Below are 21,097 nucleotides of genomic sequence, written 5' to 3' on the forward strand. Positions count from 1 at the left end.
TCGCCATCCAGAACATGCAGATAGGTCGTCGACCAGATGTCGACCTCCTCGCACCGATCCGCCACCGCGTCATAATAGGCCTCCGCCGCCAGCAGCGGTTGAATGGTGTCGACGCCCTTCAACCTCGCGCTCCACGGCCCGTCCGCCGCCGTCTGGCGCATCAGGGTATGATGCCGCGTCTCCCAGGCCATGGGCATCTGCACCGCCAGCACGCCGCCCGGCGCCAGGGCCCCAACCAGACCCCGGAACAGCTTCTCATGGTCGGACGCCCACTGCAGGGAGGCGTTGGCCAGGATCAGATCGACGGGCGCGTCCGGCGTCCAGGTCTTGAGATCGCCCAGCACCCAATCCACGTCATCCGGCAGGCCGCGCGCCAGCTCCAGCATGGCCGCGCTGGAATCCAGCCCATGGACCCGCGCCTCAGGCCAGCGCCGCTTCAGCAGAGCCGCGTGTTGCCCCGCGCCGCAACCGATGTCCCAGGCCTCTCGAGGCGTCAGGTCATCCGGCAGATGCGACAGCAGGTCGATGGCCGCGCGATCGCGCTGGCGCTCGAAGCGATTGTATTGCTGGGGATCCCACGCCGGCGACGTCATCGTCGATATTCTCCCTGTCTGATCGCCGAAGCGATTCGAAGGGAAATGGTACAGCCTCTCAGGATCGAACTGAGGACCTCCGGCTCCACAAACCGGCGCTCTAACCAGCTGAGCTAAGGCTGCACATCTCTGCGCGAGGGCGGTTCTCTAGCGGGCCTCGCCGCCGGGGGCAAGCGGCCTTTTCGCCCTCGCGCAGGATTTTGCGTTTTATCCCCGTCAGTTCCAGCCGCGGCTGGCGATGTACTGCTGCAACTGAGCGATCCGGGTCTGATCCGAGGGGTGGGTCGAGGCGAACTCCGGCGTTCCCGACTGTCGACCCGCCGCCATGGCGCGCCACAGGGCCAGTGACTCGGACGGCTTGTAGCCGGCCGCCGCCATGTAATCGACGCCGAGGCGATCCGCCTCGAGCTCATGGCTGCGCGAGAAGGGCAGCAGCACGCCCAGTTGCGCGCCGAGGCCGCCGAACGCCTGCACGGCCTGGCCGTAGTCGCCTGCCTGGCTCTGCACCGCGCCCAGCACGAGGCCCGCCGTCTGCGTCGTCGATGCGCGCTCGGCCGCGTGCCTTGCGACGACGTGACCGACCTCATGGCCGATCACGGCGGCCAGTTGGTCATCGTTACTGGCCATGCCCAGCAGGCCCGTCGTCACCCCGATGTGGCCCGACGGCAGAACGAAGGCGTTGGGCGTCGAATCCTCGAACACCGCATAATCCCAGGGGCGATTGGTCAGATTGGCCGCCTGAACGATGCGGTCGCCGACGCGGCGCACTCGCGCGTTCTGCGTCGCGTTGTTCGACACCTTCTGCGTCCGCAGCGTCTCGGCCCAGGCGGCCTGCGATTGCTGGATCAGCGCGCTGTCGTCGACGAAGACGAACTGGCTTCGGCCCAGGGCCTCATTATAGGCGCAGGCCCCGACGCCCGCGCCAAGAACGGTGGTGGTGATCGCGAGGGCGAGCAAGAGCGGTTTACGAGACATCGGACCTCCGGAAATGACTTCACCGCCATAATGCACGGCTGGCTCGACTGGCTCCATGCCTCAGTGAGCAAAGGGCTGCGCCTGGTCGCTGGTCGGATCCCGCACGAAGGGAACCCTCACCGTAAATCGTGCGCCCGGCTGCGCGTCCGCCACCGTGGCTCTGGAAAGCCGCCCCTTCTGCACAATGGCAAGCGCCTGATCTCCCCATCCCTCGTTGGCGGGTTGCTCATCCACAACGACGCAATTCTCGGGCTTGCCCGAAGATGTGATGTCGCACCGGACCGAGGCCCAGGCGTCCGGCGCACGCGGCGTGGTTGCGCAGGCGCCGAGCCCGCCAAGCATGACAAACAATAGGGGCGTCACCCTTATCAACCCCAACCGCATTCCCTAGCCCCCCCTTGCTTCCAATGAACCTTAGCCAGGCCCACGAAAAAAGCGCCCCGAGGTGAAACCTCGAGGCGCTTCTTTTCGTTCAGTGCGATCGCTCGCTTAGTCCAGGTTGAACGGCACCCGGACCACGAACTTGGCGTTCGTTGCAGCGCCGTCGACCGTACGGGGCGAAAGCTGCCCACGCTGGACGATACGGATGGCTGCGGCGCCGAAGCCCATGCCGGACGGCTCTTCCGAGACGACGCGGCAACCTTCAGGACGACCGTTAGGGGTCACCGTACACTCGATGGTGGCGGATCCGCCCACGCCGCGATCAAGAGCGCGTTGCGGGAAGTCCCGTTCGGTCGGGCGCGGCGGGCGAGCCCACTGCGGGTTGGTGATCACCGAAGGACGCGGCGGCGCGGGCGGCGCCGGCGGAGGCGGAGGCCCCGGGACGATCACGGGCGGGCCCGTGTATTCGACGCGGTCTTCCTTCTTCGTCGGCTCGATCGGCAAGGTCACCGGAGGCGGAGGCGCCTGGGTGTTGACGACCGGCTCGCGCACCTGAAGCTTCGGCGGCGGAGGCGTGTCCGGCGGAGGCGGCGGAGGCGGCGGAGGAGGCGGAGGCGGAGGCGGAGCCATCAGCTCCACATCCACGGCCTCATCCACATAGTCGAACTCTTTGAGTTCAAACTTGCTCTTGTACAGGTAGACACCCGCCAGGACGTGGACGATCACCGAGATGGCGATCCCGACCATTGCACCCGTAGAAAGTTTCTTCTTCCTGGGCGCATCGAGCAGAGGGTCGCGGTGCTCGTGAGGTTCAGCAGTCATGCTTTTGAGTCACGCCCCCTTACGAATGATCTTCGCCAACCAGGGCGACACTGTAGAAACCATTATCCTGCAAGGCGTTCATGACCTGCATGAAGTCCCCGTAACGCGTCTGCTGGTCAGCACGGATGAAGATCCGCTCCTGCTCAGGGTCACGCGTTCCGATCTGGATCTTCAGATCATCGCCTAACGAGCCCACAGAGCTCCTGAAGTCGCCAATCCAAACTTCGCCGCCATTCTGGATGGAGATGAAGACAGGCTTGGGCGGATTAGGAGCCGGCGGAGCGACGGCGCGTGGAAGTGTCACCGGCACCGACACGGTGGCGAGCGGAGCCGCCACCATGAAGATGATGAGGAGAACAAGCATAATGTCCACGAAAGGTGTGACATTGATATCGCTGTTCGCCTCGACGGTGTACTTGCCGCCGCCGGAACCGGAAAGTTTGGCGGCCATCCGTCTTACGCTCCCTTGTCGAGTTGACGCGAGATCGAGTTCATCAGCTCGGCGTTGAAGCCGTCAGCGCGAGCGCCGTACGAAGCGATGCGGGTGTTGAAGTAGTTATAGAAGATAACCGCCGGGATAGCCGCGAACAGACCGATGCCGGTAGCCAGCAGGGCTTCAGCGATACCCGGAGCCACGACGGCCAGGTTGGTGGTGTTCGACTCGGCGATGCCGATGAACGAGTTCATGATGCCGTACACGGTGCCGAACAGACCGATGAACGGACCCGACGAACCGACCGAAGCCAGGAACTGCTGACCGCCCGAGAGGCGGATGCCCAGGCCGCCTTGGACGGCGCCGATGGCGTTGCCCGCGCGGGCGACGGTGGAGTCGCGGTGAACGCCGGTGACGTCCAGGCCGGCTTGACGCGACAGTTCGATTTCGCCGGTCGCCGCAGCAGCCATGTCGGCCAGCGGGTTGCCGTCGAACTCTTCCGAGGTGGCCAGGCGACGGATGTCAGCCAGGTTGCGAGCGCCGCGGTACTCTTCCAGGAAGCGGTTGGTCTTCTTGTTCAGCGAGCTGAACTCAACCAGTTTGATGAGCAGCAGCGTCCAGGAGAAGATCGAGGCGAGGACCAGACCGGCCATCACGACCTTAACCACCGGGTGCGCCATCATGAACATGGCGATCGGGGTGAGGCCCGCGCCGCCGTGGCCGGCAGCGGCCTCTTCAGCGGGAGCGGCTTCTTCAGCAGCGGCGTCAGCCGCCGGTGCAGCAGCGTCGGCGGCCGGAGCGGCGGCGTCAGCAGCGGGGGCCGAAGCGGCGGCCGGGGCGGCCGGTGCGGCCGCGTCCTGCGCCAGAACCGGCGAGCTCGCCATCAGGACGGCGGCGCCGGCCATTGCGAGGAGGATATTCGTCTTCTTGCTATCGAGCATGTTTCGCCAGTTCCTGCTTTGGTCTGACTCGTGGAACCCAAGTCCCAACCGCGTCAGTCGGCTGGGCCTTTACCGTGAAATTTTCCTCCCGCCGGAATTTCTCCCCCGCCGGTCGGCGCCTCATTCTTGCGAAACATCCGGGGATGCCTTGCAGACTGGAGCGATGGAACCATACCCCCCCGTCCACAGCCTGCAAGCAAGAATGCGGTTAAGTCCCTTTGACGAACGCCTATCGGAGCGTCAAGGGCGGAAAATAGCTTTTCACCCCCAGACTCGCGCCTCGACGTCATGCGCGCACAAATATTGCATGAGTACGCCATAAAACGGCAACATCAGTGCCGCGCGCCAGAATGTTAAGGAAAGTTTAGGCCCATGACGATTTTTCGGCTTTTTCAAGGCCGAGACGAATAATCATCATTCAAGGGGAAAGTGGTGCCTGGAGGCGGATTCGAACCACCGACACGCGGATTTTCAATCCGCTGCTCTACCAACTGAGCTATCCAGGCGTCGCTTTGCGTCGCGAGAGGCGGCTCTATAGGCGAGCCCGGACGGGCTGTCCAGACGCCAATTCACTCAATTCCACGATCTTTTTCATCATCGTGCGCCTCTTCAGCCGGAATGGCGTAGCCGCCGCTGAACCAGCGCTGCAGATCGACGTCGGCGCAACGCTTGGAGCAGAAAGGCTTGTAAGCGGCGACCGCTTCGGCGCGACGGCAAATGGGGCACTGGGCCATGCGTCAGCCCTCCTCGATCTCGAACACGCCCGGCGCGGCGTCGGGGATGATGTGGGCGCGCGGACCCAGGTCCGCCACCCACGGCGACAGGATCGCCGCTGACGTCGGACTGCAACGCAAGGCCAGACGCGGCGTCGCCCGATCCGTCAGCAGGGCGAGACGCAGGCGACGCAGAACGCCGAGCTCCCGCGCGCCCGGCGCAGCGAGTCGTTCATCTGCGGGCGTACGCTCCCAAGGCAAGGACAGCTGCAGCAGGCCGAACCGACTGAGAGGCCCGATCGCCGCGCCGTGACGGTGCGCGAACGCCAGACGCGCCATGGACAAGGTGGTCTCCGGGTGCAGGCCGACGCCGACCAGATCGATCGCGATCAAGCCGCCCCACCCTTTCAGCGCCAGCAGCCGCGCCGCCTGACGCAGCCCCTCGCGATTGACCGCCTCTCGCCCCTTGCGGGAGTCACGGCCGGCGACCGGGGCGTAATCGATATCGACCGCGATCAGGGCGCGGGTCCGCTCCACCGCCAGGTCCAGGCCGAGTTCGGGCACGGTCATTCCGGCGGCCAGAGCCTCTTCTTCGGCCTGCAGCGCCGCCCGGATCGCCTCGGCGCCCATCACGGGCGTCACGCCCGGCGCCAGCATGTTGAGGACGGCGGCGATGTCGGGACCAGCCTCCAGCAGGCGCGGCTCGCCGCTCGCCTCGCCCAGGCGGCGCAGAACCGGCCCCTTGCGCTCGCGCGGCTCGGCCGTGACCTCAAGCTCGAGCTTGGCGCCTTCGGACAGGCGATCCGCCTTGCCCAGCGGCAGGAAGCCGAGCGGCTCGCCGCCGCCCAGGTCGATGAAGGCGCCGCGCAGCCCCGGCGCCAGACGCGCCGCCCGGCCGACGACGCGCGCGCCCAGGCGATGTTCAGGCCGGTCGTCGTCTCTATGTATAATGAGGGCGCAGGCGCGCCCATCGCGGAAGATCATGCCCCGGGTCTCGCCCGGAGCCGCGTCCAGGAAGACCTCGACATCGGCCATCAGGCCGCCTCGGCCCGCCAGCCGGAGCCGCGCAGAAGATTCGCCGCCTCATAGAGCGGCAGGCCCATGACCGCGGGATGGCTGCCGACGATTCGGCTGACAAAGGCGGCGGCCCGCCCCTGGATGCCATAGCCTCCGGCCTTGCCCCGCCATTCGCCCGAGGCGACATAGGCGGCGATCTCGTCCCTGGAGAGGGGCTTGAAGCTGACGCGGGTCTCGACCACGCGCCAGGAGACGCGTCCGCTGCGGATCACGGCCACGCCGGTGAAGACGCGATGATTGCGCCCGGACAGCAGTTCCAGAAAGCGGATCGCCTCGGCCTCATCGGCCGGCTTCTCCAACAGGCGACGTCCCACGGCCACCACCGTATCGGCGGCCAGGACGACATCATCGGGATGGCGCTCGGCCACGACCGCAGCCTTGGAACAGGCCAGGCGCTGGGCCAGGCGCGCGGGCGCCTCGGCCTTCAGCGGCGTTTCGTCGATATCGGCGGGATCCACCAGATCGGGCGCGATGCCGATCTGCGCCAGCAATTCGATGCGGCGCGGGCTCGACGAGGCCAGAATCAGCCTCGGAGCCGAAGCGTCAGGACGCGACACGCGCGTCCTTACTTGAAGCGGTAGGTGATGCGACCCTTGGTCAGGTCATAGGGCGTCATCTCGACCAGCACCTTGTCGCCGGCCAGCACCCGGATGCGGTTCTTGCGCATCTTGCCCGCAGTGTGGGCGATGATCTCGTGATCGTTTTCCAGCGTCACGCGGAACGTCGCGTTCGGCAGCAATTCGCTGACCACGCCGGGGAACTCCAGCAGTTCTTCCTTAGCCATGCGGCCTCTCTCGCCCGTGTGAATACGACTGCGGGCCCGCGCCGGGCGTGAGCGCGAGCCGTGAAAGTGAGGGCGCCTAATGCACCAAAACGCTTAGATAGTCGAGTTCAGCCCCGACGGTAGAGGGCGCATACCAGCGTAAAGAGGCGACGGGCCGTTTCCTGGTCCACCTCCACCTTGCCTTCCAGCCTGGCTTTCAGCAGGGCGGCGCCTTCATTGTGAAGGCCCCGGCGCCCCATATCGACCGACTCGATCTGACTGGGTGACGAGCCGCGCAGGGCCTCATAATAGCTTTCGCAGATCAGGCCGTAGTCGCGGATCACCGTCTTCATCGGCGTCAGCGACAGGACGTGGGTGCGGCTGAAATCCGGTCCGGCGATATCGAAGGCCAGACGATTGTCCTGCGACGACAGCGTCAGGGTGTAGGGACCGCCTTCGGCCCCGTCTGGGATGAAGCTGTTCTGCTCGACCAGGTCGAAGACGGCTACCCGGCGCTGATGCTCGATCTCGGCCGTGGCCGCCGGCAGGGAGGCGTTGTCGATCTCGATCGCCTTCAGTTGATGAGGGCCGCTCATGCGCTCGCCTCGTCCAGATGAGTCGGCGCGATGCGTGCAGGCCAACGTTCCGACAGGTCTGTCAGCACCGCGTCCAGACACTCCACGTCGATCCGCAGGTCTCCGCCGCCGGCGAACATCATCAGCACCTTGCCGCCCGGCGCCTCGGTCGGATGAAAGTCCATCGCCAGAAGCTCCAGCGCCTGATCCGGCAGGCGCGGCAGGCGCCGGCTCTTGACCGCCTGAACGTCGCCGAACTGCATGGCGGCCATGACGCGCGTACCGCCGCATTCCCAGCAGAATCGCGACAGGACGACCGTCAAGCGACGCGCCTCCTTCTCCCAGCGGATATCGACCGGGCGCATGATGGCGTCCTGAAGCGCGGCCGAGATGATCTGCAGATCATCCGCATCCTCGGCCAGCAGGCGCAGAGGCGCGATCGGCGCCAGGCTTTCGCCCTCGGCCTCGTTCAGAGCCGCCTGTTCGGGGGCCGAGATCGGTTCGCCGTCAGTGCTCATCGCCCTCCCCCTTTATCCTGCGGACGTCGGCGCCGCAGGCGCCCAGCTTCTCTTCCATCCGCTCGAAGCCGCGATCCAGGTGATAGACGCGGCCGACCGTCGTCTCACCTTCGGCCACAAGTCCGGCGATGACCAGAGACATGGAGGCGCGAAGATCCGTCGCCATGACCGGCGCCCCCTTCAACCCGTCGACGCCGCGCACCACGGCCTCGCCCGCATGAACCGTGATGTCGGCGCCCAGACGCGCCAGTTCCGGCGCATGCATGAAGCGGTTCTCGAAAATGTTCTCGCGGATGAGGCTTTCGCCCTCGGCCGTCGTCATCAGGGCCATGAACTGCGCCTGCAGGTCGGTGGCGAAGCCCGGATAGATTTCGGTCGTGACGTCCACCGCCTTCAGCCGCTGGGTCGGGTCGCGGCGGACGATCAGCCCGTCCTCGGTCGGTTCGATCTCGACGCCGGCCTCGATCATCTTGTCGGTCAGGGCGGCGATCAGGTCGGCGCGTCCCTTGGTCAAGCGCACCTCGCCACCGGCCATCGCCGCAGCGAGAGCATAGGAACCCATCTCGATTCGATCGGGAATCACCGACCAGGTCGCGCCCGACAGGGACGAGACGCCGGTGATGGTCAGCACATCCGTGTCCAGGCCTTCGATCTTCGCGCCCATGGCGATCAGGCAGCGGGCCAGGTCGCCGATCTCCGGCTCGCGCGCGGCGCGCTTCAGCACCGTCGTCCCGTTCGCCAGCACTGCGGCCAGAAGGGCGTGTTCGGTCGCGCCGACGGAGACGAAGGGAAACTCGATCTCGGCCCCGCGCAGCCCTCTGGGCGCCGTGGCGGTGACATAGCCCTCTTCCAGTTCGATCGCCGCGCCCATGGCCGTCAGGGCCTGAAGGTGCAGATCGACCGGCCGCGCCCCGATGGTGCAGCCGCCCGGCAAGGAGACCTTGGCGTTCCCCGTGCGCGCCAGCAACGGCCCCAGCACGTTGAACGAGGCCCGCATCTGACGCACCAGATCATAGGGGGCGAAGGTCGAGGTCAACTCGGGCGCGTGGAACAGCGTCTCCTGCCCGTCCGCCCCCTCGCGTTCGGTCACCTCCACGCCGAACTGGCGCAGCAGCTGGCCGAGGAAGCGCGTGTCCGCCAGACGCGGCATGTTGGTCAGCAGCAAAGGCTGATCGGTCAGGATCGACGCCGCCATCAGCTTGATCGCCGAGTTCTTGGCTCCGCTGACCGGAATGGAGCCGTTGAGGCGATGGCCGCCGTGGATGACGATGCTGTCCATGGGTGTCGGGATGATCCTGGGAGGCTCGGACCCCTACGGCCCGGCGAACCGGTTATCTAGCAAGGCTGACGGCGGCCGCGAAAGGCCGGAACGTCGCAGGACGGATGACTTTCAGTTGCTTTCCTTGGGCGACCTCGCCCCGCCCGCGCCCGGCGCCTTGCGACGGCGCAGATTGGCCCTCAAGGCGGCGGCCAGACGCGCCGCGCGTTCGACCTTGGCCGAGGCGGCCGGAGCGGCGTTTGCGCGGGTGGAAGGAGACGAGTCGGCGTCGAGGCGCGTCTCGTCTGCGTCTTTGGTCGGCTTGTTCATGAACACAGCAGACCGCGCCCAAAGATTTTGATCAAGCATGCATTTTGGGCTTGGCCCGGCCGAAGCCTTTGGCTATACGGCCGCTTCCTCAGTGACCCGCCGCCGTAGCTCAGTGGTAGAGCGCATCCTTGGTAAGGCTGAGGTCGGCAGTTCAATCCTGCCCGGCGGCACCATCGAGGCCCAAACCTGAACGGTTTGGGCCTCGACCATTTCAGGCCCCTCCCGACAGAACAATGCGTCTTCATCGCCTTGGGCGAAGGCGACAGCACGGCCGATCGGCCTATCCTCGTACAACCTCAGGAATTCCCGCCGGTTCGCCGAAGATTATTCGGGCCGAAGCGCCTTATCCCGACTAGCCAAGTCCCAGCCCTCACCGCTAGCTTCGACGTATCTGTATACGTTTGAGAGCCGAGGGGGCTTCCATGAAGCGCGTTCTATTGACTACGGCTGCGGTTCTGACCGTAGCCTTTCCGGCGTTCGCCCAGGACACGACCTCGGCCGCCACGCCGAAATGGGACGTGCAGAACCCCATCGGCGCCCAGCGCGACGTGAACATCAACGTCGACGAAGGCACCTGGATGGCGGTGGACGTCAGCCCTGACGGCCGCGAGATCGTCTTCGACCTGCTGGGCGACATCTATGTGATGCCGATCACCGGCGGCGAGGCGCGCCCCATCGCCTCGGGCGTCGCCTGGGACATGCAGCCGCGCTATTCGCCGGACGGCCGCTTCATCGCGTTCACCTCGGACCGCGCGGGCGGCGACAACCTGTGGGTCATGGACCGCGACGGCTCCAACCCGCGTCAGGTGTCGAATGAAACGTTCCGCCTGCTGAACTCCCCGACCTGGACGCCCGACAGCCAGTTCGTCGTCGGCCGCAAGCACTTCACCTCCTCGCGCTCGCTGGGCGCCGGCGAGATGTGGATGTACCACCGCGCGGGCGGCGGCAGCGGCGTGCAACTGACCGAGCGCCGCACCCAGCAGAAGGACACGGGCGAGCCCGCCTTCTCGCCCGACGGCCGCTATATGTACTTCAGCGACGACGCCACGCCGGGCGGCGTCTTCGACTACTCCAAGGACCCCAACACCCAGCTCTATGTGATCCGTCGCCTGGATCGCGAGACGGGCGAGATCAAGCCCTTCGTCACCGGTCCGGGCGGCTCGGTGCGCCCCACCCCCTCGCCAGACGGCAAGTCGCTGGCCTTCGTGCGCCGCGATCGCTACCAGTCGACGCTCTACGTCATGGACCTGGAGTCCGGGCGTGAGACGCCGATCTACGACGCCCTGGACCGCGACATGCAGGAGACCTGGGCCATTCACGGCGTCTATCCGGGCTTCAGCTGGACCCCGGACAACGGCTCCATCGTCATCTGGGCCGGCGGCAAGATCCGCCGCATCGACGTGGCGTCCAAGGCCGTCAGCGACATCCCCTTCCGCGTCACCGACACCCGCCGAGTGCAGGAGACCGCCCGCTTCCCCGTCGAGGTGGCGCCGGACCAGTTCGAAGTGAAGATGGTCCGCTGGGCCCAGACCTCGCCCGACGGCTCCAAGGTGGTGTTCGAGGCCTTGGGCAATCTGTGGATCCGCGACCTGCGCGACGGCGCCGCCGGCGCGCCCCGCCGCCTGACGCGCCAGAGCGACCATTTCGAACTCTATCCGTCCTGGTCGCGCGACGGCCGGTCCATCGTCTACACGACCTGGAGCGACGACAAGCTGGGCTCCATCCGCGTCGTTCCGGTCGCGGGCGGCGAAGGCCGAACCATCACGACCAACCCCGGCCACTATCTGGAGCCGCGCTTCTCGCCGGACGGCCAGACCATCGTCTACCGCACCTCCAGCGACGGCTATCTGCGCTCGGCCCTGTGGAGTCGCGAGCCCGGCGTCTACCGCATCTCCGCGCGCGGCGGCGAGCCGGTGAAGATCACCGATTCCGGCGCCAACCCGCAGTTCGGCGCGCGCAACGACCGCATCTTCGTCAGCGCCCGTGACGGCGACAAGCGCGTTCTGCGCTCGATGAACCTGTCGGGCGAGGATGTCCGCGACCACATCAGCAGCGAATGGGCGGCCGAGTTCTCGGTCTCCCCTGATGAACAGTGGATCGCCTGGACCGAGCGCTTCAACGCCTATATCGCGCCCTTCGCCTCGACGGGCCGCGCCATCACGGTCGGCGCCGACAGCAAGGCCCTGCCGCAGACGCGCGTCACCCGTGACGCGGGCGAATGGCTGCACTGGTCGGGCGATTCCAGCCGCCTGCAGTGGTCGATGGGTCCGGAGCTGTTCTCGCGTCCGCTGAGCGAAAGCTTCGCCTTCATGGACGGCGCCCCGGCCGACCTGCCCAGGCCGGCCGAGCACGGGATCAAGATCGGCTTCACCGCCGACTACGCCCGTCCCAGCGGCGTGACGGTCCTGTCCGGCGCCCGCCTGATCACCATGAAGGGCGAGGAAGTCATCGAGGACGGCGTGGTGGTCGTCAACGGCAACCGCATCGAGGCCATCGGCCCGCGCGGCTCGGTCACGATTCCGGCCGGCGCCCGCGTCATGGACATGGCCGGCAAGACCATCATCCCCGGCCTGGTGGACGCCCACTGGCACGGCCGCATGGGCTCGGATGAAATCATCCCGCAGCAGAGCTGGATGAACTACGCCGCCCTGGCCTTCGGGGTGACGACGCTGCACGATCCGTCCAACGACAACAGCGAGATCTTCGCCCACAGCGAACTGGCCAAGGCCGGACGCGTCGTCGCGCCGCGCATCTTCTCGACCGGCACGGTCCTGTATGGCGCGGCCACGCCGACCACGGCGGTCATCAACGACCTGGATGACGCCCGCTCGCACCTGCGCCGGATGCAGGCGATCGGCGCCTGGAGCGTCAAGAGCTACAACCAGCCTCGCCGCGAGCAGCGTCAGCAGATCATGCAGGCCGCCCGCGAACTGGGCATGATGGTCGTCCCGGAAGGCGGCTCGCTCTACCACCAGAACATGAGCATGCTGGTCGACGGCCACACCACCATCGAACACTCGGTGCCGGTGGAGCGCATGTACGACGACGCGGTGCAGCTGTGGTCGCAGACAGGCACGGCCTATACGCCGACCCTGATCGTCGGCTTCGGCGGCGCCTGGGGCGAGAACCACTGGTATGAGGTTACCGACGTCTGGAAGGACCCGATCCTGAGCCAGTACGTCCCGCGCCGCATCCTCGATTCGCGCTCGCGTCGTCCGGTGAAAACCCCGCCGGAGGAGCTGAACCACATCTCCATCGCCCGCGAATCGAAGCGGCTGATGGATCAGGGGGTCTCGGTCCAGATCGGCGCCCACGGCCAGCGTGAAGGCCTCGGCGCCCACTGGGAGCTGTGGATGTTCGAACAGGGCGGCATGAGCGCCCACGAATCCCTGCGCGTCGGCACGATCAACGGCGCCCGCGCCCTGGGCATGGACAAGGACATCGGCTCGCTGGAAGTCGGCAAGCTGGCCGATCTGGTCGTGCTGGACGCCAATCCGCTCGAGAACCTGCGGGACTCGACCAAGATCGGCTACACCATGATCAACGGCCGCCTGTTCGATAACCACATGAACGAGGTCGGCGGACCTGAGCGCAAGCCGTTCTGGTTCGAGAGCGAAGACGGTCAGGCTTGGAGCGCCTCGGGCACGGTCACGACCGCCGAGTCGCACAGCCACACGCACAACTGATCCCGCCGCAAGGCAGGAACGCGAAAGGGCCCGGCATCCGCCGGGCCCTTTTTCGTGGTGATCCAGTTGGCCCTAAGTGTTGGTGGTTGCCTTTCATTCCCGCTCATCCCGGCGGACGCCGGGGTGAGCGGAGGCAGGCAGCGTGAAGTGCTCGAGACAAGCCCGAGAGTGACGGAGGTTGGGAATCTCCCGCTTGCGCCTTGAAACGCGAACGGAGGTGAGGAGGTTACTCCCCCAGCCCGCGCACCGAGGCTTCCAGCAGGGCGTTCCGCCGCGCCGCGCGACCCTTGAGCCAACGCATGGCGACGACCAGCGCCACCACCACCGCGCCGAAGGCCAGCAGCCACAGGGTCGGGTTGTGGGCCTCGCTCATCATCTCCAGCCTGGCCAGGCCCTTGGCCGCCAGATAGCCCGGCGCCAACATGGCCAGAACCCAGACGAAGGCCGAGCTGACGTTGGCGATCTGGAAGACGCGCTGTCGCATCTGCAGCACCCCGACCATCACCGGCACGAAGGCGCGCAAGGGGCCGAAGAAGCGGCCGATGAAGATGGAGGCCACGCCATAACGGCGGCAGTAGAGGCGCGTCCACGCCAGCTTGCGGCGATGCGGGACCAGCATATGGTGGCGCAGCACCCGCGTGCCCAGACGGCGTCCGATCCAGTAGGAGATGGCGTCGCCCATGACGGCGCCGATGACGCAGCCGCCGATGACGGTGAAGGGATCCAGCACGCCTGCCGCCACCAGACCGCCCGCCGCGACCAGAAGCCCCGTCGCCGGCACGAAGGCGCCGATGACGACCAGGGACTCGAAAAAGGTCACGACGCCGAGGATCACGCCGGCCCACATGGCGTTGCGGGCGATGAAGTCGGCGGCCGAGGTAAGCAAACTGTCCATACTGATCCTTTGCCCGAGGGCATATGGGATCAGACCATGGAAAGGGAATGCGGCGATGCGACGCCTGGAGGGAAAAAGCGCACGGCGTGACCCTCAGGCCGCACTTCAGCGGCTCTACATCCTACCGCGAGGCGTCGTCGGGCGTGTCGCGGCGCTCATCGTCGAGGTCAAACGGACGAATCCGACTGGAACGGTCGCGCGGACTACGCACGCCCAAGGGGCCGGGCACGGCGCCATAGGCGTCACGCCAGCCATAGTCGCCCAGTCCATAACGGCCCGCCCCGAAGCCATAGGGATCGAACCCGTAGGGGCCGTAACCATAGCCGTAGCTCCAGGGCGCGTTCTTGGTCTGACTGAAGCCGAGGTTCAGCGTGCCGTTCTCGCCCAGGGGCAGGGACACCGCCGCGCCGAAATCCTTGTAGCCGCCCGTGCCGATTCCTGCGCTGACCATGCCGTGCATCTTGCGGGGAGCGGCCTCCTCCCAGGCGTCGGCCCAGGTTTCCACGGGCGGCGCATCCGCCTTGCGCTCGCCGAGCCAGCGGGAAATCTGCTCTTCGGTCGTCAGGCCGTGAGGCGCCGCAGTCTGCAGGGTCACGGCAGGCGAGGCGTCGCTGACCGTCTCGGCCAGGGCGGCGGCGCTCGCCGTCGGCACGGCGCCCGAACCCGCGCGCGGCGCGGTCGAAACCACGCCCTCGGGGTCGCTGCTCGCCAGCAAGAGGGAGGCGGCCATGAGTTCGATCAGCATACGCATCTACTCCCGTTCACGATCACCCTACCCTCAAATGCGGCCAAGGTCAGGCCGTCCCTTCGTCGCGCCCTCCATCCCCGCGTCCCAGGGGGTCAGGCAAGGGTTCGCCGTCGGCCACGAAACTGAGCGCGACCGAGTTGATACAGTAACGCAGGCCCGTCGGCGGCGGGCCGTCGGGGAAGACGTGGCCCTGATGGCTGTCGCAACGGGCGCAGCGCGTCTCGACCCGCACCATGCCATGGCTGTCGTCGCGGACGGCGCGGACGTGAGCCGGGTCGACGGGCTCGGTGAAGCTGGGCCAGCCCGTGCCGCTCTCGAACTTGGTCACCGATCGGAACAGCGGCAGGCCGCACTCGCGGCAGCAGAAGACCCCTGCCCGCTTTTCTCCCAGCAGGGTCCCGCAGAAGGGCGCCTCGGTGCCGTGGGCCAGAAGCACGCGCTTCTCCTCCGGCGACAGGTCGGCCTCCAGCACCGCACGCTGGCTGTCGGTCGGCGGCGTCAGGTCATAGCCGGAGGCGGAACGCATGGCGGCGGGAGATTCGGTCTGGGTCATGGTTCTCAAATAGGAAGGGCCGGACGGTCGTTCCACCGTCCGGCCCTCAATAGCCCGAGATGATCGTTGGGATCAGGCGCCGAACAGCCCGTTCACCCACGTCCGCACGGCCGATTCGTCCGTCGCGTCGCCGGTGTAGGCCAGCGCGCCCGAGGGGGCGTAGGGCGCATTGTTGCCGCGCTGGCGCGTCGTCCAGGCCTTATGGCCATAGCTCAGGTCGGCGTAGTTGGACGGCAGGCGAAGGACGGTCTGCTCGATGAAGATGGTGTCCTCGGCCGTGGTCGACCCGGCGATGCGCACGTTCGGCAGGCGGCTCAGCAGATCCAGGGTGTCCAGGCAGCCGCCCGAGCAGCCGGCGTCGACCAGGACGACCACCTGGCCCTGCACCGGGTTGGCCGCGCCGGTGTCCGGGGTCGCCGGACGGCCGGGCATGACGAAGGTCGGCTGACCGGCGGCGATGGCGCTGTCGAAGGCGGCGACGATGGCCTGGGTCTGTTCGATCACCGCGCCCGATTCCTGGACGAAGCGCGGGTCGGACACCATCCGGTTCAGGGTGTCGGCGAACCACTGGCGGTTGGCGGCGGTGGCGCGATAGGTGATCTGGCCGGCTTCAGGCTGGCGGCTGACGGTGAATTCCGGCGACCAGATGCGGTTGGCCAGGCCATAGCCGCGCGTGGTGGCGTTGATCGACGACCCATTGGCGCCGCGCAGGTCGAGCACGAAGCCCTGCGGTCCGCGGATGGCGGCGGACTGGGCTTCGATCTGGGCGAAGAAGGCGTCCCACCCCGCATCGTCCGCCAGAGAGTGGACGTTGACCCACGGGCGGCCGTTCACCGTCTCGACCGACAGGGGCGCGCCCGACGGGACATAGACCGAGGCGCGATAGGCGGCCTCCAGGTTCTGGGCCGTCGCCGGCTGCGGCGACAAGGTGTAGTCGCGGGTGCGGCGACCGACCTGGAACTCACAGGTTCCAGGCACGCCCGTGGTCATGGGGTTGTTGCGGTTCCACAGCAGATAGGGGGCGCTGCGGACACGGCCGGCCTCGGTCGTCAGGTCGCCTTCGAACTGATCCAGCTTGGCCTTGGCCAGATCCTCGATCGGCTCGGCGTTGCAGCTCTTGAGGACAGCGCCCAGCGGCGGCGCGCCGCGCACGCCTTCCTGAACATAGGAGACGACATACTGGCCGTTGCGCCAGGCCGTGGCCACGCCCGGCCAACTGGTGGCGAAGTACGGACCCAGACCCTCGTAGGTCGGGCGGGCGGCGATGTTGGAGTCGCGGAAACCGTTGGCGTACCAGCGCAGCAGATAGGCGTGGCTGTCGCCGCTGTTGACCTGACCGGCCTTGGCCTGGGCCTGCTCCAGACCCGAGTCCAGCCAGGCGCGGAACGGCGCGCTGGCCTCGCCGGGCACCACGGCGGCCGGATGGTTGTCGCGCAGCGCCGCGTGCATGGCCTGAAGGTCCTGACGGGCCAGATCGCTGAAGTTCTGAGCCGAGGCGGCCGAGGCGGCGAAAGTCAGGGCCAGTACGGCCGCCGAAGCGGAAAGCAGGCTTTTCATGGGGGGTCTCCCAGTCCGTCAGAGTGCGGGTTGGGCGTGTTTTAGACTCAATAACGGCGCCGTCGCCACCCCTGTGACGAAATTGCACCGCTTTCCCGGTCGCGACGTTTACGCGCGCCTGTTTCCCGACTAGGCCATGAGTTCTGCAGGCGCAAAATGCGCCGGAACGCCGCGTGCTTGCGAAATGACCGCCCTGGTTGATCTTTTTCTGAACTCCACGGGGCGCGTCGGCCGGTTCCGCTTTGTGCTGGGCGCAGCGTGCCTGATCGGCGCCTGGGCCGTGACTGATCTTCTTCTGCCGATCCCCGGCTGGCTTCACGCCCTCGTCGTCGCCGCCCTGGCCTATTGCGGGTTCTGCGTCCTGTCGCAGCGTCTGCATGATCGGGGACGTTCAGGCTGGTGGAGCGGGCTGATCCTGGCCGCCTTCGTCCTGGCATGGCCCCCGTTGCTGACGCCCCTATCGTTGACGCCGCTGCCGTTGACGCCGCTGTCGGGGGTCGCGACCGCCGCCCTTGCGCTCATCGCGTTCGACCTGGCCGTCCTGCCCGGCCAAAAAGCCTTCAATCGCTATGGGGCCGCGCCGGGCGTCCGGCGTCAGAGCGGCGCGACACCCGGCTGAACCGGGCCGAACACCCGCTGGAAGGACGACCTCAGCGCGTCGTCCGCCTCGTCCATCGTCGCCAGCACGCCCAGATCGACCAGGCTGGTCACCCCGTGTTCGGTGATGCCGCAGGGCACGATGCCGCCGAAATGATCCAGGTCCGGCTCCACGTTCAGGCTGATGCCGTGGAAGCTGACCCATTTGCGGACCTTGACGCCGATGGCGGCGATCTTGTCCTCGCGGCTCCAGCCGGCGCCCTTGCGCTCGACCCAGACGCCGACGCGGCCCTCGCGCATTCCGGCCTCGACGCCGAAACGGTCCAGGGCGCCGATGATCCAGTCCTCCAGCCCATGGACGAAGCCGCGCACGTCCTTGCCGCGCCGGTTCAGGTCCAGCATCACATAGGCCACGCGCTGGCCCGGCCCGTGATAGGTGAACTGCCCGCCCCGCCCCGTCCGGTGAACCGGAAAGCGGTCGGGCGCCAGCAGGTCGTCGTCCTTGGCCGAGACCCCGGCGGTATAGAGCGGCGGATGCTCCAGCAGCCAGACCAGCTCCTCAGCCTCGCCGGTGGCGATGGCGGCGACGCGCGCCTCCATCGCGGCCTCGGCGGCGGGGTAGTCGACATAGCCGGACGACAGGGCCCATTCGACAGGACGGCCGTCCTCGCGAAGCAGGCTGCGTTGGGAAGAGTTTAACGGGTCGGCAAGCATGATGCCCTCAATGTGGGGCCGAACGCGGCGGCGCAAGGGCCGCCCGTTGATTTGCGAGTATCCTCTTTGAGCCAGATCGAAGCCGTCGATGTCGAGATTTCGGTCGTGCTGGGCCGTTCGGTCCTGCCGATGCAGCAACTGCTGCGCATGGGCCGCGGCGCGGTGATCCCGCTGGACGCCTCGGAAAAGGACGAGGTCTGGATCCTGGCCAACAACCACCCGGTCGCACGCGGCGAGATCGAGATTCGCGACGACCGCATCGCCATCACGGTGACTCGGCCGGCGGATGTGTACGACTTCATGGCGGGCGCGGCTTGATGCTGGGCCGCGGTCACAAGGCCCCGCCTACTCGACCCGACGCGGCCTGAAGATCGGTTTGAAGGAAAATCGCTCGGCGGCGACGGATTTCGCAAAACGCTCTTTTCTTTCCGGCGGCTCTCCGCTATTGCCCGCCCTCCGATGCGAGCGGTCGTGGCGGAATTGGTAGACGCGCAGCGTTGAGGTCGCTGTGGGGCAACCCGTGGAAGTTCGAGTCTTCTCGACCGCACCATCTGATCTGACAGGGCGAATCTCGGCTAGATACGGCTGACATCAATCTCCAGAGGAGGCAGATACGTGACCCACACGGACTTTGCCCCTCTGCGCCCCGAAGACTCCCCTCTCGAGAACGATGATCACGCCGCCCTCGGCGAAGACTACGCCCTGACGGCGGCCTTCGTCGAAAAGGTGGTGGACGCGGCCGATGACGGCGACGGCATGCGGCTGCGCGGCCTGCTGGAAGACCTGCACCCCGCCGACGTCGCCGACCTGATGGGCTTCCTGACCGCCGAGCACCGCTCGGTCGTGGTCCAGTGGCTGCCGCCGGACCTGCTGGCCGAAGCCCTGCCGGAAATGGACGACGGCATCCGTGAAAAGGTGCTGGAGCGCGTCCCCTCCGCCACCCTGGCCGAAGCGCTTCAGGAACTGGATTCGGACGACGCCGCCTCGGTCGTCGAGGACCTGGAGGAGGACCAGCGCGAACGCGTCCTGGCCGCCATGCCCGAGGTCGAACGCGCCGCCATCGAATCCTCGCTCGGCTATGAAGAGGATTCGGCCGGCCGCCTGATGCAGCGCGAATTCATGGCCGCGCCGCAATTCTGGAACGTCGGCGACACCATCGACCACGTTCGCGCCCAGGGCGATCACCTGCCCGAGCTCTTCTTCGACATCTATGTGGTCGATCCCATGAACCGGCCGGTCGGCGGGGTGGCCATCAGCCGGATGCTGCGCAGTCCGCGCGGCACGCCCCTGACCGAGCTGATGGAGCCGGTGAACCCCATCGAGGTGGACGTCGACCAGGAAGAGGTCGCCTACATCTTCGAGAAATACCACCTGATCTCGGCCCCGGTGGTCGATGTCGGCGGACGACTGGTCGGCCAGCTGACCGTCGATGACGTGGTCAACATCATCCAGGAAGAGAACCGCGAGGACATCCTGCGTCTGGCCGGGGTCGCCGACGAGGACCGCTCGTCCAGCGTGATGGAGATCGTGCGCGGCCGCGTGCCCTGGCTGGGCATCAACCTGTTCACCGCCGTCCTGGGCGCCAGCGTGATCGCCCTGTTCGAGGGCACCATCCAGCAGATCGTGGCGCTTGCCGTGCTGATGCCCATCGTCTCGGCCATCGGCGGCAATGCGGGGACGCAGGCCCTGACCGTCACCGTGCGGGCCCTGGCGACGCGCGAACTGAACGCCTCCAACGCCCTGCGGACCTTCTGGCGCGAGATGGCGGTCGGCCTGGCCAACGGCTTCGTCCTGGCGCCGCTGATCGGCCTGGCGGCGGGCTTCTGGTTCCACGACTGGCGCATCGGCGCGGTCATCGCCGCCGCGATGATCCTGAACCTGCTTGTGGCGGCCAGCGTGGGCGTGCTGACCCCGCTGACCCTGTCCAAACTCAAGTTCGACCCGGCTGTGTCCTCGGCCGTGTTCGTGACGGCGACGACCGACTTCTTCGGTTTCCTGATCTTCCTCGGCCTGGCGACCATCGTCCTGCTCTAAACCTGACCTGAAACGGCCTCGCCTGTTTCGGAATGAGGCTTGCTCCGCCCCCGTCGGGGCGAGAACGCCCGTTTCGAATTGGGTCAATCTGTGTCCGCAGCCGCGCCGCAACGCCGCAAGGTCTCTCGAGAAGGCCTTCTGCTGATCAAGAGCTTCGAGGGCTTCCGCCCGCGCACCGTGCTGCGCCGCGACGGGACGCCCGTCATCGGCTACGGCCACGCCCGCTCGGCCCGCCCCGGCGCCGTGGTCAGCGAGACCGAGGCCGAACTGCTGCTGCAGTACGACCTGATGCCCATCGTCGCCCTGTTGAACGACCGGGTGCGCCTGCCCCTGAACCAGCATCAGTTCGACGCCCTGGCCAGCTTCATCTTCTCCATCGGCCTGGAGCGGTTCCAGGGATCGGACGTCCACGCCAGTCTGGACGCCGGCGTCCCGTCCGAAGCCGCCGTCGCCCTGTCCGCCTGGCCCGAGCGCGCCTCGCCGCCGGTCGACGCCCTTTATCGCCGCCGCTCGGCCGAACGCGCCCTGTTCGACACGGCCCCCGATCAGCCCGCCTCTCTGGACGCCTTGCTGACCGCCCCGGTGCGCGGTCCGGGCGCCGCCGAGCCGCCCGCCGACGCCCCGCCGCCCACGGCGCCCGTCCTGCGCCACGAAGCGCGCACGGCCCCCGACGCGACGCCGGGCGACAAGGGCGCCGTCCTGTTCATCGGCGGCGTCGGCGTCCTCGCCTTCCTCGCCGGAATCGCCGCCTTCCAGCGCGCCTGGCGCGCCCCGGACACGAGCGACGCGACCGTCCTGATCGGCGCCGGCCTGGCGATCGCCGGCCTCGTCTTCATCGGCATGGCGGCCTGGAGCGCCCTGCGCGCCAAGGCGCCGACGGCGACCGACCCACAGCACAAACAGTCCCGCTAACAGGCGTCTTTGCGAAGCCCGC

22 protein-coding genes, 4 tRNA genes and 1 pseudogene are annotated in these 21,097 nt (G+C 67.3%); 7 read left to right on the plus strand and 20 right to left on the minus strand.

Going from position 1 to position 21,097, the window contains the following annotated elements:
* Window positions 1–194: 194 nt before the first annotated feature.
* The 15 genes and pseudogenes from V8J38_RS12610 to V8J38_RS12680 form a co-directional block, all read right to left on the minus strand.
* Window positions 195–593, minus strand: a pseudogene (locus tag V8J38_RS12610) (methyltransferase domain-containing protein); the annotation flags it as partial.
* Between the two features lie 46 nt (window positions 594–639).
* A tRNA-His gene (locus tag V8J38_RS12615) sits at window positions 640–716 on the minus strand.
* A 93-nt stretch (window positions 717–809) separates the two neighbouring features.
* Window positions 810–1,568: a M48 family metallopeptidase gene (locus tag V8J38_RS12620; RefSeq protein ID WP_291783037.1), complete on the minus strand. Its 759-nt coding sequence runs from the start codon at window positions 1,566–1,568 to the stop codon at window positions 810–812.
* 489 nt (window positions 1,569–2,057) lie between these two features.
* On the minus strand, window positions 2,058–2,771 hold the full coding sequence (locus V8J38_RS12625) for an energy transducer TonB (protein WP_291783042.1): 714 nt from the start codon (window positions 2,769–2,771) through the stop codon (window positions 2,058–2,060).
* A gap of 19 nt (window positions 2,772–2,790) precedes the next feature.
* A complete protein-coding gene (locus tag V8J38_RS12630; RefSeq protein WP_291783045.1) occupies window positions 2,791–3,222 on the minus strand; it encodes an ExbD/TolR family protein in 432 nt (143 codons plus the stop codon).
* A gap of 5 nt (window positions 3,223–3,227) precedes the next feature.
* On the minus strand, window positions 3,228–4,145 hold the full coding sequence (locus V8J38_RS12635; RefSeq protein ID WP_291783047.1) for a MotA/TolQ/ExbB proton channel family protein: 918 nt from the start codon (window positions 4,143–4,145) through the stop codon (window positions 3,228–3,230).
* Between the two features lie 430 nt (window positions 4,146–4,575).
* Window positions 4,576–4,651: transfer RNA gene (locus V8J38_RS12640), tRNA-Phe, on the minus strand.
* Between the two features lie 63 nt (window positions 4,652–4,714).
* Window positions 4,715–4,879, minus strand: coding sequence for a DNA gyrase inhibitor YacG (locus tag V8J38_RS12645; RefSeq protein ID WP_291783050.1), 165 nt, complete (start codon window positions 4,877–4,879; stop codon window positions 4,715–4,717).
* A gap of 3 nt (window positions 4,880–4,882) precedes the next feature.
* Window positions 4,883–5,893 (minus strand): ribonuclease E/G, encoded by a 1,011-nt coding sequence (locus V8J38_RS12650; RefSeq protein ID WP_338576141.1) that lies wholly within the window; start codon window positions 5,891–5,893, stop codon window positions 4,883–4,885.
* Entirely contained in the window at window positions 5,893–6,492 is a 600-nt protein-coding gene (locus V8J38_RS12655; RefSeq protein ID WP_312219580.1) for a nucleoside triphosphate pyrophosphatase, read from the minus strand. Before V8J38_RS12655 ends, V8J38_RS12650 begins: the two co-directional genes overlap by 1 nt.
* 8 nt (window positions 6,493–6,500) lie before the next feature.
* Window positions 6,501–6,719 carry a translation initiation factor IF-1 gene (gene infA, locus V8J38_RS12660; protein WP_003164348.1) on the minus strand — a complete coding sequence of 73 codons (219 nt, stop codon included), beginning with the start codon at window positions 6,717–6,719 and terminating at the stop codon, window positions 6,501–6,503.
* Window positions 6,720–6,826: 107 nt separating this feature from the next.
* Complete coding sequence (locus V8J38_RS12665; protein WP_312219579.1) at window positions 6,827–7,294, minus strand: UPF0262 family protein; 468 nt, start codon at window positions 7,292–7,294, stop codon at window positions 6,827–6,829.
* Window positions 7,291–7,791, minus strand: a complete 501-nt coding sequence (locus V8J38_RS12670) for a DUF2948 family protein (protein WP_291783077.1) — start codon at window positions 7,789–7,791, stop codon at window positions 7,291–7,293. The genes V8J38_RS12665 and V8J38_RS12670 overlap by 4 nt, the downstream gene beginning before the upstream one ends.
* Entirely contained in the window at window positions 7,781–9,070 is a 1,290-nt protein-coding gene (murA, locus tag V8J38_RS12675) for a UDP-N-acetylglucosamine 1-carboxyvinyltransferase (RefSeq protein WP_338576149.1), read from the minus strand. The genes V8J38_RS12670 and murA overlap by 11 nt, the downstream gene beginning before the upstream one ends.
* A 111-nt stretch (window positions 9,071–9,181) precedes the next feature.
* On the minus strand, window positions 9,182–9,379 hold the full coding sequence (locus tag V8J38_RS12680; RefSeq protein WP_338576150.1) for a hypothetical protein: 198 nt from the start codon (window positions 9,377–9,379) through the stop codon (window positions 9,182–9,184).
* 98 nt (window positions 9,380–9,477) lie between these two features.
* Here V8J38_RS12680 and V8J38_RS12685 point away from each other — a divergent pair.
* A tRNA-Thr gene (locus tag V8J38_RS12685) sits at window positions 9,478–9,552 on the plus strand.
* Window positions 9,553–9,801: 249 nt separating this feature from the next.
* A complete protein-coding gene (locus V8J38_RS12690) occupies window positions 9,802–13,065 on the plus strand; it encodes an amidohydrolase family protein (RefSeq protein ID WP_338576152.1) in 3,264 nt (1,087 codons plus the stop codon).
* Between the two features lie 226 nt (window positions 13,066–13,291).
* Here V8J38_RS12690 and V8J38_RS12695 read toward each other — a convergent pair whose 3' ends face one another.
* The 4 genes from V8J38_RS12695 to V8J38_RS12710 form a co-directional block, all read right to left on the minus strand.
* On the minus strand, window positions 13,292–13,960 hold the full coding sequence (locus V8J38_RS12695) for a DedA family protein (RefSeq protein WP_291783090.1): 669 nt from the start codon (window positions 13,958–13,960) through the stop codon (window positions 13,292–13,294).
* Between the two features lie 121 nt (window positions 13,961–14,081).
* Window positions 14,082–14,711 (minus strand): hypothetical protein, encoded by a 630-nt coding sequence (locus V8J38_RS12700; RefSeq protein WP_338576154.1) that lies wholly within the window; start codon window positions 14,709–14,711, stop codon window positions 14,082–14,084.
* A 43-nt stretch (window positions 14,712–14,754) separates the two neighbouring features.
* On the minus strand, window positions 14,755–15,261 hold the full coding sequence (gene msrB, locus V8J38_RS12705; RefSeq protein WP_291783096.1) for a peptide-methionine (R)-S-oxide reductase MsrB: 507 nt from the start codon (window positions 15,259–15,261) through the stop codon (window positions 14,755–14,757).
* Between the two features lie 72 nt (window positions 15,262–15,333).
* Complete coding sequence (locus V8J38_RS12710) at window positions 15,334–16,818, minus strand: hypothetical protein (protein WP_338576155.1); 1,485 nt, start codon at window positions 16,816–16,818, stop codon at window positions 15,334–15,336.
* 184 nt (window positions 16,819–17,002) lie between these two features.
* Here V8J38_RS12710 and V8J38_RS12715 point away from each other — a divergent pair, with 184 nt between their 5' ends.
* Window positions 17,003–17,437, plus strand: coding sequence for a DUF805 domain-containing protein (locus V8J38_RS12715; protein ID WP_338576157.1), 435 nt, complete (start codon window positions 17,003–17,005; stop codon window positions 17,435–17,437).
* On the opposite strand, the gene lipB is transcribed toward V8J38_RS12715, so the two are convergent.
* Window positions 17,413–18,129, minus strand: coding sequence for a lipoyl(octanoyl) transferase LipB (gene lipB, locus V8J38_RS12720; protein ID WP_338576158.1), 717 nt, complete (start codon window positions 18,127–18,129; stop codon window positions 17,413–17,415). The two genes, V8J38_RS12715 and lipB, sit on opposite strands and share 25 nt — an antisense overlap.
* A gap of 12 nt (window positions 18,130–18,141) precedes the next feature.
* On the opposite strand from lipB, the gene V8J38_RS12725 reads away from it, so the two are divergent.
* The 4 genes from V8J38_RS12725 to V8J38_RS12740 all read left to right on the plus strand — a co-directional run bounded on the left by V8J38_RS12725 (window position 18,142) and on the right by V8J38_RS12740 (window position 21,075).
* Window positions 18,142–18,447 carry a FliM/FliN family flagellar motor switch protein gene (locus V8J38_RS12725; protein WP_191743214.1) on the plus strand — a complete coding sequence of 102 codons (306 nt, stop codon included), beginning with the start codon at window positions 18,142–18,144 and terminating at the stop codon, window positions 18,445–18,447.
* Between the two features lie 147 nt (window positions 18,448–18,594).
* Window positions 18,595–18,679: transfer RNA gene (locus V8J38_RS12730), tRNA-Leu, on the plus strand.
* Window positions 18,680–18,744: 65 nt separating this feature from the next.
* Complete coding sequence (gene mgtE / locus V8J38_RS12735; protein WP_338576161.1) at window positions 18,745–20,163, plus strand: magnesium transporter; 1,419 nt, start codon at window positions 18,745–18,747, stop codon at window positions 20,161–20,163.
* Window positions 20,164–20,202: 39 nt separating this feature from the next.
* The gene (locus V8J38_RS12740; protein ID WP_338576162.1) at window positions 20,203–21,075 is read left to right on the plus strand and encodes a lysozyme; all 873 of its coding nucleotides are present in this window, start codon (window positions 20,203–20,205) and stop codon (window positions 21,073–21,075) included.
* Window positions 21,076–21,097 lie beyond the last annotated feature (22 nt).

The organism is Brevundimonas olei (genome assembly GCF_037055245.1).
Lineage (GTDB): Bacteria > Pseudomonadota > Alphaproteobacteria > Caulobacterales > Caulobacteraceae > Brevundimonas > Brevundimonas olei.

Coding starts and splice junctions, on each gene's coding strand:
- V8J38_RS12650 (WP_338576141.1), bottom strand. CDS start 5,893: ATGGCCGATGTCGAGGTCTTCCTGGACGCGGCTCCGGGCGAGACCCGG.
- lipB (WP_338576158.1), bottom strand. CDS start 18,129: ATGCTTGCCGACCCGTTAAACTCTTCCCAACGCAGCCTGCTTCGCGAG.
- murA (WP_338576149.1), bottom strand. CDS start 9,070: ATGGACAGCATCGTCATCCACGGCGGCCATCGCCTCAACGGCTCCATT.
- infA (WP_003164348.1), bottom strand. CDS start 6,719: ATGGCTAAGGAAGAACTGCTGGAGTTCCCCGGCGTGGTCAGCGAATTG.
- V8J38_RS12645 (WP_291783050.1), bottom strand. CDS start 4,879: ATGGCCCAGTGCCCCATTTGCCGTCGCGCCGAAGCGGTCGCCGCTTAC.
- V8J38_RS12635 (WP_291783047.1), bottom strand. CDS start 4,145: ATGCTCGATAGCAAGAAGACGAATATCCTCCTCGCAATGGCCGGCGCC.
- V8J38_RS12665 (WP_312219579.1), bottom strand. CDS start 7,294: ATGAGCGGCCCTCATCAACTGAAGGCGATCGAGATCGACAACGCCTCC.
- V8J38_RS12700 (WP_338576154.1), bottom strand. CDS start 14,711: ATGCGTATGCTGATCGAACTCATGGCCGCCTCCCTCTTGCTGGCGAGC.
- V8J38_RS12680 (WP_338576150.1), bottom strand. CDS start 9,379: ATGAACAAGCCGACCAAAGACGCAGACGAGACGCGCCTCGACGCCGAC.
- V8J38_RS12670 (WP_291783077.1), bottom strand. CDS start 7,791: ATGAGCACTGACGGCGAACCGATCTCGGCCCCCGAACAGGCGGCTCTG.
- V8J38_RS12620 (WP_291783037.1), bottom strand. CDS start 1,568: ATGTCTCGTAAACCGCTCTTGCTCGCCCTCGCGATCACCACCACCGTT.
- V8J38_RS12695 (WP_291783090.1), bottom strand. CDS start 13,960: ATGGACAGTTTGCTTACCTCGGCCGCCGACTTCATCGCCCGCAACGCC.
- V8J38_RS12710 (WP_338576155.1), bottom strand. CDS start 16,818: ATGAAAAGCCTGCTTTCCGCTTCGGCGGCCGTACTGGCCCTGACTTTC.
- V8J38_RS12625 (WP_291783042.1), bottom strand. CDS start 2,771: ATGACTGCTGAACCTCACGAGCACCGCGACCCTCTGCTCGATGCGCCC.
- msrB (WP_291783096.1), bottom strand. CDS start 15,261: ATGACCCAGACCGAATCTCCCGCCGCCATGCGTTCCGCCTCCGGCTAT.
- V8J38_RS12630 (WP_291783045.1), bottom strand. CDS start 3,222: ATGGCCGCCAAACTTTCCGGTTCCGGCGGCGGCAAGTACACCGTCGAG.
- V8J38_RS12690 (WP_338576152.1), top strand. CDS start 9,802: ATGAAGCGCGTTCTATTGACTACGGCTGCGGTTCTGACCGTAGCCTTT.
- V8J38_RS12715 (WP_338576157.1), top strand. CDS start 17,003: ATGACCGCCCTGGTTGATCTTTTTCTGAACTCCACGGGGCGCGTCGGC.